Source organism: Promicromonospora vindobonensis, assembly GCF_042685865.1.
Taxonomy (GTDB): Bacteria; Actinomycetota; Actinomycetes; order Actinomycetales; family Cellulomonadaceae; genus Promicromonospora; species Promicromonospora vindobonensis.
Window position 1 is genome coordinate 1177139 of record NZ_JBHUOG010000001.1, and the last position, 13036, is coordinate 1190174.

11 protein-coding genes are annotated in these 13036 nt (G+C 71.0%); 4 read left to right on the forward strand and 7 right to left on the reverse strand.

Annotated features, from left to right (window positions below; translation table 11 throughout):
• The first annotated feature begins 23 nt into the window (after window positions 1-23).
• Both ACFS27_RS05545 and ACFS27_RS05550 read left to right on the forward strand, forming a co-directional pair.
• Window positions 24-833, forward strand: a complete 810-nt coding sequence (locus ACFS27_RS05545; RefSeq protein WP_377180841.1) for a YggS family pyridoxal phosphate-dependent enzyme — start codon at window positions 24-26, stop codon at window positions 831-833.
• Between the two features lie 135 nt (window positions 834-968).
• Window positions 969-1523: a GNAT family N-acetyltransferase gene (locus tag ACFS27_RS05550; protein ID WP_377180842.1), complete on the forward strand. Its 555-nt coding sequence runs from the start codon at window positions 969-971 to the stop codon at window positions 1521-1523.
• Between the two features lie 21 nt (window positions 1524-1544).
• On the opposite strand, the gene murQ is transcribed toward ACFS27_RS05550, so the two are convergent.
• The 6 genes from murQ to ACFS27_RS05580 all read right to left on the reverse strand — a co-directional run bounded on the left by murQ (window position 1545) and on the right by ACFS27_RS05580 (window position 8742).
• A complete protein-coding gene (gene murQ, locus ACFS27_RS05555) occupies window positions 1545-2504 on the reverse strand; it encodes an N-acetylmuramic acid 6-phosphate etherase (protein WP_377180843.1) in 960 nt (319 codons plus the stop codon).
• 85 nt (window positions 2505-2589) lie between these two features.
• A complete protein-coding gene (locus ACFS27_RS05560) occupies window positions 2590-4413 on the reverse strand; it encodes a glycoside hydrolase family 3 N-terminal domain-containing protein (RefSeq protein WP_377180844.1) in 1824 nt (607 codons plus the stop codon).
• On the reverse strand, window positions 4410-5282 hold the full coding sequence (locus ACFS27_RS05565) for a carbohydrate ABC transporter permease (protein WP_377180845.1): 873 nt from the start codon (window positions 5280-5282) through the stop codon (window positions 4410-4412). The genes ACFS27_RS05560 and ACFS27_RS05565 overlap by 4 nt, the downstream gene beginning before the upstream one ends.
• Window positions 5279-6211 (reverse strand): carbohydrate ABC transporter permease, encoded by a 933-nt coding sequence (locus ACFS27_RS05570; protein WP_377180846.1) that lies wholly within the window; start codon window positions 6209-6211, stop codon window positions 5279-5281. Before ACFS27_RS05570 ends, ACFS27_RS05565 begins: the two co-directional genes overlap by 4 nt.
• The gene (locus ACFS27_RS05575; protein WP_377180847.1) at window positions 6208-7500 is read right to left on the reverse strand and encodes a sugar ABC transporter substrate-binding protein; all 1293 of its coding nucleotides are present in this window, start codon (window positions 7498-7500) and stop codon (window positions 6208-6210) included. The genes ACFS27_RS05570 and ACFS27_RS05575 overlap by 4 nt, the downstream gene beginning before the upstream one ends.
• A 180-nt stretch (window positions 7501-7680) precedes the next feature.
• Window positions 7681-8742 (reverse strand): lipoate--protein ligase family protein, encoded by a 1062-nt coding sequence (locus ACFS27_RS05580; protein ID WP_377180848.1) that lies wholly within the window; start codon window positions 8740-8742, stop codon window positions 7681-7683.
• Between the two features lie 179 nt (window positions 8743-8921).
• Between ACFS27_RS05580 and ACFS27_RS05585 the strand changes: the two genes are divergently transcribed.
• Both ACFS27_RS05585 and ACFS27_RS05590 read left to right on the forward strand, forming a co-directional pair.
• The gene (locus ACFS27_RS05585; protein WP_377180849.1) at window positions 8922-10052 is read left to right on the forward strand and encodes an N-acetylglucosamine kinase; all 1131 of its coding nucleotides are present in this window, start codon (window positions 8922-8924) and stop codon (window positions 10050-10052) included.
• A 111-nt stretch (window positions 10053-10163) separates the two neighbouring features.
• The gene (locus ACFS27_RS05590) at window positions 10164-11072 is read left to right on the forward strand and encodes a MurR/RpiR family transcriptional regulator (protein WP_377180850.1); all 909 of its coding nucleotides are present in this window, start codon (window positions 10164-10166) and stop codon (window positions 11070-11072) included.
• 62 nt (window positions 11073-11134) lie between these two features.
• On the opposite strand, the gene cimA is transcribed toward ACFS27_RS05590, so the two are convergent.
• The gene (cimA, locus tag ACFS27_RS05595; RefSeq protein ID WP_377180851.1) at window positions 11135-12766 is read right to left on the reverse strand and encodes a citramalate synthase; all 1632 of its coding nucleotides are present in this window, start codon (window positions 12764-12766) and stop codon (window positions 11135-11137) included.
• Window positions 12767-13036: the final 270 nt, after the last annotated feature.

The window sequence follows — 13036 nt, forward strand, 5'->3', positions numbered from 1 at the left end:
GCCCGCCGAAATAGACTCGGCACGTGCCCGCCGAGTCCCAGTCCTCCACGCCCCAGCGCCCCGCTACCGGCCCGTCCGCGGCGGAGCCGCCCGCCACCGGGCCCGGCTCGGTCGCCGCCCGGCTCGCCGTCGTCCGCGACCGCATCGCCGCGGCCGCCGGCGCCGCCGGGCGCGACCCTGGCGAGGTACGCCTCCTCGTCGCGACCAAGACGCAGCCGCCCCAGGCCGTGCTCGAGGCGCTGGCGGCGGGTGTCGACCTGATCGGCGAGAACCGCGTGCAGGAGCTCGTCGCGAAGGCCCCCGCCGTGGCCGACCGTCTCGCGGCGGGCGCGCTGGAGGTCCACATGATCGGTCATCTGCAGCGCAACAAGATCAACCAGGTGCTGGCAACGGCCACGGGTCTTGAGACGCTCGACTCGCTGGACCTCGCGCAGGCGATCTCGGACCGCTGCGTGCGCGACGGTCGTACCGGCGACCGTGCGCTGGACGTGATGGTCCAGGTCAACGTCACGGGCGAGGAGAGCAAGTCCGGTGTGGAGCCCGACGCCGCCGGGGCGCTCGCCACCGCGGTCGCCGCGCTGCCCGGCCTACGGCTGACCGGGTTCATGACCATCGGCGCGCACCTGGACTCCGCGGCCGAGCACACCGTCCGCGCGGGGTTCGCCCGGCTGCGCGCGGTGCGCGACGAGGTCCGCGCGTCGAGCGCTCAGGGCACGGAGACCGCTACAGAGCTCTCCATGGGCATGACCGGCGACCTGGAGCTCGCGATCGCAGAGGGCGCGACCATCGTGCGGGTGGGCACGGCGGTGTTCGGCCGGCGCCCGACGCCGTGACCGGGTGCGACGCCGTGCCCCGGCCCGTCCGCGACGAGTGACCGCCACCACTCTTTGACGCAGGTCACAGACGTGCGGAGGACGGGCGGATACAGTCCATGGTCTCCCCCATCAACTCCTTGGAGTGATCGCGCCATGCCCACGGCCACCCTGCTGCGCCCCGCCACTGACGCCGACGTCTCTCGCTTGGTCACCCTGAACAACGCCTCGGTCCCCGCCGTCCCCGTCACCCCGGCCGACGACATGACCGAGCTGCTCGACGCCTCGTCGCTCGCCCTGGTCGCCGTCGACCCGGGGACGCCGGAGGACCCCCTCGGCTTCGTCGTCGCGCTCGAGGGCGGCGAGGACTGGGCCGGCGAGAACTACGCCTGGTTCGAGGAGCGCGGTCTGGACCACCTGTACGTCGACCGCATCGTGGTGGGCGAGAAGGCCCGCGGACGCGGCATCGGCCGCCTCTTCTACGACGCCGTGTTCGACGCCGCCCGCACCGCCGGCCACGAGGTGGTCACCTGTGAGGTCAACCTGAACCCGCCGAACCCCGGTTCGCTGCGCTTCCACGGCCGCCTCGGGTTCGAGGAGCGCGGCCAGCAGCTCACCAAGGGTGGCGACATCCTGGTCGCGAAGCTGGCCGCCGACGTCAGCAACGCCCACGCCCCCCGGGGCCCGCTCACCGACCTGGTCCCGGCCTGACCCAGCCTGGCCGTGGGCGCGTCACGCCGGTTCGATGCCTAGGGTCGCCAGGGCGTCCCGCACCGACGGACCGCCGATCCGGCCAGGCTCACCGGCCAGCGCGCGCGTGGCCACGGACCGGTCCACGCCCGCCACGAGCATCACGAGGGCGGCCCGCAGGTCGCCGTCCGTCGCGGCCAGCGCGTTCCCGCACACGTCCGGCGCCAGGTTCGTCGCCTGCGTGAGCAGGCGCACCAGCCGCTGGCGCAGCTTGGCGTTGGTCGCGAGCACCTCGACCATGAGGTTCGAGTAGGTCTTGCCGAGCCGCACCATGACCGCCGTCGAGAAGGTGTTGAGCACCATCTTCTGGGCGGTGCCCGCCTTCATGCGGGTGGAGCCGGTGATGGCCTCAGGGCCGGTGTTCACCAGGATCGGCACGTCCGCCTTCGGTGCCAGGGCGGCGAAGGGGTTGGACGCCAGCAGCACCGTCCGCGCCCCCCGCGCACGGCCCATGTCGAGTGCTCCCCCGACGTACGGCGTGCCGCCGCTCGCGGCGATGCCGAACACGATGTCGGCGGGGCCGACGTCGGACACGAGTGCCCCGCCTGCCTCGGTGTCGTCCTCCGCGCCCTCGGCCGCCTTCTTGAAGGCACCCAGCCCACCCGCCAGGTGCGGCACGAACATCTCCTCGCCGACGCCGTAGGTGGGCAGCAGCTCCGCGGCGTCGAGCAGGCCCATCCGGCCGGACGTGCCGGAACCCACGTAGTGCACCCGGCCCCCGGCGCGGATCCCCTCGACGGCCAGGTCGATCGCCTCGACGATGCGCGGGTGCGCAGCGCGTACCGCGGCGATGACGGCGGCGTCCTCGTCGGTGATCATGCGCACCATCTCGGCGGTGGAGACCACGTCGATGTCACGTGTGCGCGGATTGCGCTCCTCGGTGGGTGAGACCGGGCGCGGCGCCGACTGTGCGTGCCGTTCGAATCCCGCCTCCGCGATCATCGGCGAGCCCCTTTCGTTCTACCTGCTGTGTGCTCTTGGACCCTGTGCTGCTCGTTGCTCATCGTTCATCGCTCATCGTCGCTCGTCACTGCTCGCTGCTGTGCTGCTCTTCGCCGTGGTGCCCGCCCGCCCGTCCGCGGAGGCGGCCGACGGCGGCCGTCGCGTTCGCCCGCCCCGTCCCGCACGCCACCACGACCGCCGGGCCACCACCGCTCAGCGTTCCGAACCAGTCTCCGACCGGTCCGGGAAGACCCGTGTGCACCACGACGAGATCCGGCCGGACCGCCCAGAGCTGCTCCAGGCGGGCTCGTTCGGCCGAACCCGGCACGGGTTCACGGGTGATCACCACCAACGGTTCGGAGCGGGACGCGTCATGGACGGTGCCCTCAGGAAATTCTGCGCCACGTTCAGTACCGGTTCTGTCGAGATCCGCCGATACACCGTACCGGGTGAATCGGGCAATTAGCACCGCAAGTCCATGTTCGCCCAGACCGAGTTCCGTCGGTTCCCCGTCGGCCGCACCGTGGACCACACCGTCGACAGCGCTGTCTCCGGTCCGTTCTCCGGCGCCGCTCCCGCTCCCGTCGGCGGGATACACCCTGCTCCCTGGCCACGCCGCGGCGATCGCTGCCTGCACGTGCTGGGCCTTCCGTCCCGCCGCGTGGTCCAGCCGCGTCCGCAGGTCGACCACGTCCGGCTCCGCCCCTGGCGCGAACGGCACCAGCCGCCCGCCCCGCACGTGCACGACGGCGTCCGCGATCTGCGCCCCGAGCTCGGACAGGTCAGCGAGCGCCGCCGTCGCGACGTCGACGCCCGCTGCCGTCCCTGCGGCTGCCCGCCGGTCCCGGACGGCCGTCACGAGCGCCCGGGTGCGCGCGCTGGACTCCTCGAGGCGCTCGACGGTCAGCCGCCCGGTGGCTACCGCCCGGCTCAACGCGTCGTACGACTCGGTGTACAGGGCGGGGTCCAGGCCGAGGCAGAGCAGGTCGGCGCCCGCCTCGACGGCGCGGACGGCGGCCTCCCCCACGGAGCCGGTGAGCTGGCGCAGCGCGCCCATGTCGAGGGCGTCGGTGATGACCGGTCCGTGGTGGCCGAGCTCGCGCAGCAGGCGGGTAGCGGCCGGCTCGACGGAGGCGGGCGCCGGTCCGAGCGCGGGGAAGAGCACGTGCGCGGTCATGACGGCGTCGAGCGTGGACTGGCCTGCGTCCCTGCCCTCCGGCCGCAGAGCGCGCGCGAACGGCAGGAGGTCACGCGCTCGCACGAGGTCGAGCGGTTCGTCCACCACGGGTAGCCCGATGTGTGAGTCCACGGTGGTGGCGCCGTGCCCGGGGAAGTGTTTGCCGCACACCCCGACACCGGCGCTGCGCACGCCGCGCGCGAACGCGATGCCGTGCCGGGCGACGCCGTCGGGCGTGGTGCCGAAGGCGCGCACGCCGATCACCGGGTTGTCCGGCTCGGAGACGACGTCGAGCACCGGGCCGAGGAGCAGGTCGATGCCGGTCGCGGCGAGCAGCCGGCCCAGTGCCCGGCCGGCGTCCAGCGAGACGGTGCCGCCACCGGGGTAGGCGCCGAGCGCCGCCGCCCCGGGCAGGGACGATCCGGTGACCGCCTCGAGCCGCGAGACGTCGCCGCCCTCCTCGTCGACCGCGATCACCAGGTCGGGCGAGATCGCGTGCAGCTCGGCGGACAGGGCCGCTGTGGTCGCGACGTCCGGCGTGTTCCGCGCGAAGTAGACGACGCCGGCCAGGCCCGCGCGGGCGGCGTCGGCCAACCAGCCGGGCACGAGCCCGCCGTCGTGCCCCCGGTGGTCCGGGACCGCGCCTTCGCTGCTCCCGCTGACGAAGCCGGGCAGGAGCACGCCGTTGATGGCGCGCTCCGTGCGAGCCGGCCCGGTGTGCTCGGTGGTCATGCCTTCACTGCCCCTGCCGTGAGGCCGGACGCGAGGCGGCGCTGGACCAGGATGAAGAAGATCATCACGGGCACGGTGATGATCGTGGACGCCGCCATGATGGCCCCCCAGTCGTTGGAGTGGATGCCGAAGAACGAGCGGAGGCCGATCGCGACCGTGTAGCTCTCCGTGGCGCCGCCGAGCATCGTCATGGCGAAGATGAACTCGTTCCACGCGGTGATGAAGCTGAAGATGCTCGTCGCGACCAGGCCGGGGGCCACCAGTGGCAGCAGGACCGACCAGAACATGCGGCCCCAGCTCGCGCCGTCGAGGTAGGCGGCCTCTTCCAGCTCGATCGGGACCGCCGCGACGAACCCGCGCAGCATCCAGATGCCGAACGGGAGTGCGAGCGCCACGTAGACCACGACGAGGCCGATCAGGGTCTCGAGCAGCTGCAGGTCGCGCACCTGGACGAACAGCGGGATGACGAGCGCCTCGAGCGGCACCATCTGCACGATCAGCACCAGCATGAGGATCTGGGTGCGCATCTTGAACCGGAAGCGCGCCACCGCGACGGACGCCAGCAGGGCGAGGACCGACGAGATCACCACCGTGCCGAGCGCCACCAGCAGCGAGTTGCGCAGGAACGTGCCGAACCCGCCTTCGGTCAGCACGAACACGTAGTGGTCGAGCGTCGGCTCTGCCGGCCAGAAGCTGTTGGTGTTCCCGGCCTGCGCGTCCAGCGAGCTGTTCAGCATCCAGTAGACGGGGAACAGCGTGAACACGAGCAGCAGGGCGACGAGCACGCCCTTGCCGAGCTGGCGCAGCGGCGAGCGCCGCGCGGTACGCCGCAGCGGGCGCAGGACAGGGGCCGAGCGGGTGCCGCTCATCGTTCCTCCTCCGCCAGCACGGTGCGGACATAGACGGCGGTGATCGCGAGCAGCAGCAGCGTCAGCAGCACGGCGATCGCCGAGCCGAACCCGTACCGGTTCTGCCCGAAGGACTCGACGTACGACCACACGCCGAGGTTCAGCACCGACCGGTTCGAGCCCGCGCCGCCGGGCATGAGGTAGACCTGCGCGAACACCTTGAAGTCCCAGATGGTCGACAGGATGATCACGACGGCGAACACCTGCCGCAGCTGGGGCACGATGATCGAGAAGAACCGGCGGAACGCGCCGGCGCCGTCCATCTCGGCGGCCTCGAGCATCTCCTTCGGCACCCCGAGCAGGCCGGCGAGCACGGTGACCGCGACGAACGGGAAGCCGTGGTGGATCACGTTGAGCAGGACTATCGCGTAGAACGACCACCGGTCGGTGAACCAGTTGGTGGGGTCGTCCAGCAGGCCGAGGCCCATCAGGACGTCGTTGAAGACGCCGCGGTCGGCGTCGAAGATCCAGACCCACACGTACGTGCCGGTGACGGCGGGCATGGCCCAGGCGGCCATGATCGCGCTGGACGTGACGGTGCGCCAGAAGGTCCCGAGCGACGCGAGCAGCACCGCCACGCCGGTGCCGAAGGCCACGGTGCCCACAACGGACAGCACGGCGAACCCGACGGTGTTGGGCAGCACCACCGTCCACAGCTCGGGCGACGTCAGGATCTCGGCGTAGTTCGCGGTGCCGATCCAGTTCGGCTCGCCCGTCGTGATCTCGCGCAGGCCGTAGTCCTGCAGGGAGAAGAGGAACACCCGCACCAGCGGCCACAGCAGCAGCACCGCCAGGACCACCAGCGCGGGGGCGAGCAGCAGCCAGGGCCGCACGGTGGCGGCCCTGGCCCGGCTGAGCCGCGGCAGCCTCTCCGTCAGCTGCTGAGTCACTCAGACCCGTTCAGGACGCTCGTCATCTCCTCGGCGGCGGCCTTGCTCGCTTCTGCGACGTCCGCGTCCCCCGAGAGGATCGACTGCATCATGGTGCTGGTGGTGAGCTTGGCCTGCACCGCACCGTAGGTGGGTGCCACCGGCACGGAGGCGCCGCCCTCGACGAACTGCTGGGCGAACGGCGCCACGAGCGGGTCGGTGCTCTCGAGCGTCTCGTCCAGCAGCGAGACCTGGCCGGGGAAGTACCCGGACTGCTCGCCCCACTGCTGCGCGAACTCGCCGGTGGTCATCATCTCGATGAACGTGAAGGCCAGGTCCTTGTCCTCGGCCGTCTCGAACATGCTCAGGTGCGAGCCGCCGAGGACCGACGGCGCGATGCCGCCGTCCTTGCCAGGGATCGGCACGGCGGCGAACTTGCCCTCCATGTCGGCGTTCGCGTCGACGATGGCGCCGGGCGTCCAGGAGCCCATGACCGCCATGCCGACGTCGCCGGCGGCGAACGCGTCGAGCACGTCGGTCTCCCGCCAGGTGGTGGCACCGGTCGAGGAGTAGCCGCCCTCGGTGGCCAGGCCGGTCCAGAACTCGATGCCCTCCTGCGACTCGGGGCTGTCGAGGTGCGAGGTCCAGGTGTCGCCCTCGAGCGTGGCGACCTCGCCGCCGGCTCCCCACACCCACGGGTAGACCGTGAACTCGGCGTCGCCGGGGACCGCCACCGCGATCTTGTCCGGGTACTCCTCCTTGAGCCCCGCAGCGGCCTCCTCGAGCTCCGCCCACGTGGTGGGCGGCTCGACGCCGGCCTTCTCGAACATCTCCGTGTTGTAGACGAGCGAGCGCACGCCGGCGTACCAGGGCATGCCGTAGAGCTGCTCGTCGTAGGTCCCCGCCTCGACCAGTCCTTCGACCAGGTCGTCGCCGACCCCCGCGCCCTCCACGTGCTCGTCGAGCGGCGCGAGCGCGCCGGCGTCGGCGAACTCGGGGGTCCAGGTGGTGCCGGTCTCCGCGACGTCGGGGGTGGTGCCGCCTGCGATCGAGGTGACGAACCGGTCGTGGGCGTCGGCCCACTCGACGAACTCGACGTTGAGCGTCGCGCCGGTCTCTTCCTCGAACGCTGTCGAGACGTCGGCGAAGAAGCCTTCGGCGTCGGGGTTGGTGCCCTGCATGATCCAGACGTCGAGGGTGCCGTCACCCTCGGTCTCGCCGCCGCCCCCGCCGCCGCACGCGGCCGTCGTGGCAGCGAGAAGCAGTGCGCCCGTAGCCGCAGCTATGGGCCGTCGCATCGCTCGAGTCATCGTTCGGCTTCCTTCCGCTCGGGGCCGCGAGAGTAGCCAGGTGACATTTCTGAGAAATGAAATTCCCTATACGCGGCATTGCGTGGAGATTACTGACGGCATGGACTATCTGCTAGGGGTGTTACCAAACCGTGATTGCCCATGATGGCACGCGATCCGGAGCCGGGCCCATGACGCGTTCTACGGAACGCGCGCGGTCCATTTCGGTGTGCCGAACTTCGACTCCACCAGCTCGCCGGCCATCCCCCACTCGGCGGGGGTGATCTCGCCGGTCACGGTGCGGTACCGCGCACGGAACGACGCCTCCAGCGCGTCGATCACCGCGGCCCGGCCGAGCCCGGTCTGGGAGCGCAGCGGGTCGACCCGCTTGTTCGCGCTGCGCGTGCCCTTGTCGCTGAGCTTCTCGCGCCCGATCCGCAGCACGTCGGTCATCTTGTCCGCGTCCATGTCGTAGGCCATCGTCGCGTGGTGCAGGACGGCGCCCCCGGCGAGCCGCTTCTGGGCCGCTCCGGCGATCTTTCCCGCCGGCGAGGCGATGTCGTTGAGCGGCACGTACGCGGCGTCGATGCCGAGCTCGTGCAGGGCGCCGATCACCCAGTCGTCCAGGAACGCGTAGGACCGTTCGAAGCTCAGCCCGTCCACGAGCGAGCCCGGCACGTACAGCGAGTACGAGATCGTGTTGCCTGGCTCCATGAACATGGCGCCACCCCCGGAGATCCGCCGGATCACGCGGGCCCCGTGCCGTGCGGCGCCCTCGACGTCGACCTCGTTGCGCAGGGACTGGAACGATCCGATGATCACGGCGGACTCGTCCCACTCCCAGAACCGGAGGGTCGGCCCACGCCGCCCCGCACCCAGCTCCTCGGTCAGGACCTGGTCGAGCGCGACGTTGAGCAACGGCGACACCGCGGGGGTGCGGACCACCTGGAACTCGTGGTCCTCCCAGGCGGTCGCGTGGCCCAGCGCGCGGCGGGTGGCCACGGCGACGGCGTCCGCGTCGAAGCCCACGGCGGTGGCGTCCTCGAGCGCACCCCGCACCGCCTCGGCGAGCTGCGCCTTCGAGGAGTCGGCCGACATGCCGTCGAGGGCCGCGCCCATGGCCTCGAGCGCCTCGTCGGGTTCGAGGAAGAAGTCCCCGCTCACCCGCGTCCCCGCCAGCCGTCCCGGCGGCCCCTCCGCCTCGACCACGTCGGTCTCGACACGAACCAGCTTTCCGAGTGGAACCTTGAACTCTCCTCGCACGTGTTCACAGTAGGCGACGGTGCCTGCGGTGTCCGACGTCGGGACCGTGCCTTTGGTACGGAAGGTGCGACCCCGACGTCGGGCACATCCGTTATTTGGCGAGAAGGCGTCTCAGAACAGACCAGAATTTCCTCCTCCCTTTAGACAACCTTGCCCTGGTTTCGTGTCAGAATGACCTGGTGTCCGAACTCGCACAGGGTATTGATGAAGCGGCGGTCGACGCCTGGGTCGTCGCTCTCGACGTAGGCGGCAGTGGCTCGCGCCTTGTCGCCGAATTCGGCAGTTCCACACACCCCGAGCGCATCAGCCTGAGCGGGCGCGCCGTCAAGGTGAACCACCACGGCAGCGACGCTCCAGCGGTCGTCGCCTCGCTGTGCCAGTCCTTCAACGCCTGGGCCGCACGCATGGGCCACGACGGGATGAGCGACGGCAGCACCGCACCGGTCGCCTCCGCCGCGGTCGGCATCACCGGCCTGACCTCTCTGGTCGAGAAGCCGACCGACGTGCACGACATCCTGGCGCGCGAGCTGCGCACCAACCGCACCGCGGTCGCCGGTGACGCGCTCACCGCCCACCTCGGCGCCCTGAAGGGGCGTGCAGGGGCAGTGCTCTCCGTGGGTACCGGCGCGGTCGCGTTCGGCTACGACGGCGTGAGCCGCTGGCGCCGCGCGGACGGCTGGGGCCACCTGCTCGGCGACCTGGGCGCAGGCGTCTGGGTCGGTGGCGAGGCGCTGCGCGCCGCCGGTCGCTACCACGACGGAGCATCTCGCGGCGCCTCGAAGCGCCTGCTGGAAGCAGCGGTCGCCAAGTTCGGCCTGATCGAGAGCTGGCCCAACCAGTTCTACAAGAACGCCGAGCGTGCACGGCAGCTCGCCTCGATGGCCCCTGAGGTCATCATCGCGGCGGCCGAGGGCGACTCGACGTCGATCCGGATCCTCGACGAGGCCGGCAGGCACCTCGCCGACACGCTCTCGAGCGCGCTCGGCCGGGGCATCCCGCCGCTCGCCTCCACGACCGGCCGCCTGGTGCAGGAGGAGTCGCCGCTCACGGTGTCGCTCACCAAGCACCTCTCCGAGGACCGGCCCGACGTCTCGCTCGTCCCGAGCGACGGCTCGCCGCTCGACGGCGCGCTCAACCTGGCCCGTCGCCTCCGCGAGGCGCCGCAGTCCGTGGCCGGGTTCCGGCCGTGGCTCACGGTCCGGGTGGACGGCCACCACACCCTCAACGAGGCCGCAGAGGACATGGGTGCCTCGGACACCCTTGCTGCGGAACTCTCGGCGACCGAGCTGCCCGGTGACGAGCTTCAGTGACCGGTTGTCGTTCACTGACACGTTCCTTCACTACTGCGTCACGCCCGAATCCCCGGTACGGGTGTAAGTTCTCGACCCCTAGCCCCACCACCCCATCCCGGGAGATGCGACATGACAGGTGACGTCCTCGTCCGACTCAGGCGCGCACTACCAACGCTGCGACCAGCGGAGGCGAGGGTGGCGCAGACTGTCCTCGACGACCCGAACACGGTCGTCCAGTCGACCATCACCGAGCTGGCAGGCCACGCGGACACGTCACAGGCCACCGTCGTGCGCTTCTGCCGCGCCGTCGGGTACGCGGGCTACCCCGAGTTCCGGATCGACCTCGCCCAGGCGACCAGCCGGCGCGAGGTCGAGATGGAACGCTCCGGCATCGCCGAGGGCGAGATCAACCAGACCGACGACATCGAAGCCGTCGTCTCGAAGATCGCCTTCCACGAGGCCCGCACCATCGAAGAGACCGCCCGCATGATCGACACCGATGCGATCGAGCGGGTCGCGGTGGCCATCTCAGAGGCCAAGCGGGTCGACGTCTACGGCGTCGGTTCGTCCAACCTCGCCGCCGCCGACCTCGCGATGAAGCTGCAGCGCATCGGCGTGTTCGTCTTCACCTCACCCGACCCGCACCAGCAGCTCGCCTCGTCGGCCCTGCTCGAGCCGGGCAACGTGGCGATCGCCGTCTCGCACTCCGGGCAGACGCGGGAGACCAACCAGGCGCTGGAGAACGCGCGCAAGCGTGGCGCGCTCACCGCGGCGATCACGAACTTCCCGGACGCCCCGATCGGACTCGTGTCCGACGTCGTCCTGGCCACCACGGCCCGCGAGACCCAGTTCCGGGTCGGGGCCATGTCGAGCCGCATCGCCCAGCTCACCGTCGTGGACTACCTGTTCGTCCGCGTCGCTCAGCGCACGTACGACCGCTCGTCCATCGCGATCAAGGCGACGTACGACGCCGTGCGCGACCAGCGCTTCGACCTGGGCAGCCCCAGGGCGGACCGGCCGGCCGCACCGGTCGTCTGATCCCACCCGTACCCGGACTCGCCGGGGTGGCCGCCGTCAGGCGACCACCCCGGCGTTCTGGGTCAGGGGCGAGGTTCGACGCCGGACTTCAGCAGGCCGTACACGTACGCCTCGGTGACTGCCTCCCAGGCCGCCTCGACCACGTTGGGGCCCACGCCGACCGTTGACCAGGAGTGCTCACCGTCGCTGGTGTCGATCAGCACCCTGGTGATGGCGTCGGTGCCGAGCTCCGTGTCGAGGATGCGTACCTTGAAGTCGATGAGCTCGAACCGGGCCAGCTCCGGGTAGACCTGGGACAGCGCGGTGCGCAGCGCCTGGTCCAGCGCGTTGACCGGGCCGTTGCCCTCCCCCGTCGTCACGATCCGCTCGCCGCCGGCCCGGATCTTGACGGTCGCCTCTGCCACGGCGTCGGCGTCGGGCGCGTGGACCGACGGCGGCGCCGCACCCGCAGGGACGGTCTCGATGATGGTCCGCCACGACTCGACCGTGTAGAACTCCGGCCGGCGTCCCAGCTCGGACCGCAGCAGCAGCTCGAAGGACGCGTCGGCAGCCTCGTAGGTGTAGCCGGCCGCCTCGTCGTCCTTCACCCGGTTCGTGACCCGGGACAGCAGCTCGCCCTGGCCCGCGAGGTCGAAGCCCAGCTCCCGGCCCTTGAGCTCGATGGAGGCACGGCCCGCCATGTCCGAGACCAGCATCCGCATGTCGTTGCCGACCAGGGTGGGGTCGGTGTGCTGGTACATGTCGGGGTCGACCCGGATGGCGCTGGCGTGCAGCCCGCCCTTGTGGGCGAAGGCGCTCGCTCCGACGTACGGCTGGCGCGCGAACGGCGAGATGTTCGTGATCTCGCTGATGGCGTGCGAGATCCGGGCGGCTTCCCGCAGGCCGCCGTCGGCCAGGAGGGACATGCCGCCCTTCAGCTCGAGGTTCGCGACGACGGTGACGAGGTCGGCGTTGCCGGTGCGCTCGCCGTACCCGTTGATCGTGCCCTGCACATGGGTGGCACCGGCCTCGACGGCGGCGAGCGAGTTCGCGACGGCGCAGCCGCTGTCGTTGTGCGCGTGCACGCCGAGCAGCCGGTCCGCACCGACGGAGATCGCGGCGCGCAGCTCGTGCACGATCTCGCTGATCCACGTCGGCAGCATGCCCCCGTTGGTGTCGCAGAGCGTGACGACCTCGGCGCCGGCGCCGAACGCGGCGGTGACGGCGCTCCTCGCGTACTCGGCGTCGTGCCGGTAGCCGTCGAAGAAGTGCTCGGCGTCGAGGACCACCCTGCGCCCCTCGGCGACGAGGAAGGCCACGGTGTCCTCGATCATCGCGAGGTTCTCGGCCCGGGTGGTCTTCAGGGCGCGCTCCACGTGCCGTGCGTCCGACTTGGCCACGAGCGTCACGACGGGGGTCGCGGCGTCGAGCAGGGCGCGCACCTGGGGGTCGTCGCCCGCACGGACGCCGGCGCGCCGGGTCGCCCCGAACGCCGCGAGCACCGCGTTCTTGAGGGTGAGCTCGGTGCCCGCGCGGGCGAAGAAGTCGGTGTCCTTGGGTACCGCACCCGGCCAGCCACCCTCGATGTAACCGACGCCGAGCTCGTCGAGGAGAGCCGCGATGGCGAGCTTGTCGGAGACGGAGAGGCTCATGCCCTCCTGCTGCGCGCCGTCGCGCAACGTCGTGTCGTACACCTGGAACGAGGCGGTGGTCATCGATGCTCCCAACGATGTGTCTGGCGATGTGGCTGAGGTCGAATCTTCAGGCCAACAAAAAAAGACCTTCCGAGTGTGGAAGGTCTGCGCGTCCGGTGGGGTGTCGCCGGACGCGCTACGAAATGATGATCACCTGTCGCAGGGTGGAGCGCGGGGTCGTCATGCCGGTCATCGTGCCACAGCAGGGCGGGACACGGTAGTGGTGTCCAGATCTGGGCGGCACCCTCGGCCGTCCGGCGACTTGAGTTTCTCCGCCGTCAGAGCACCGGG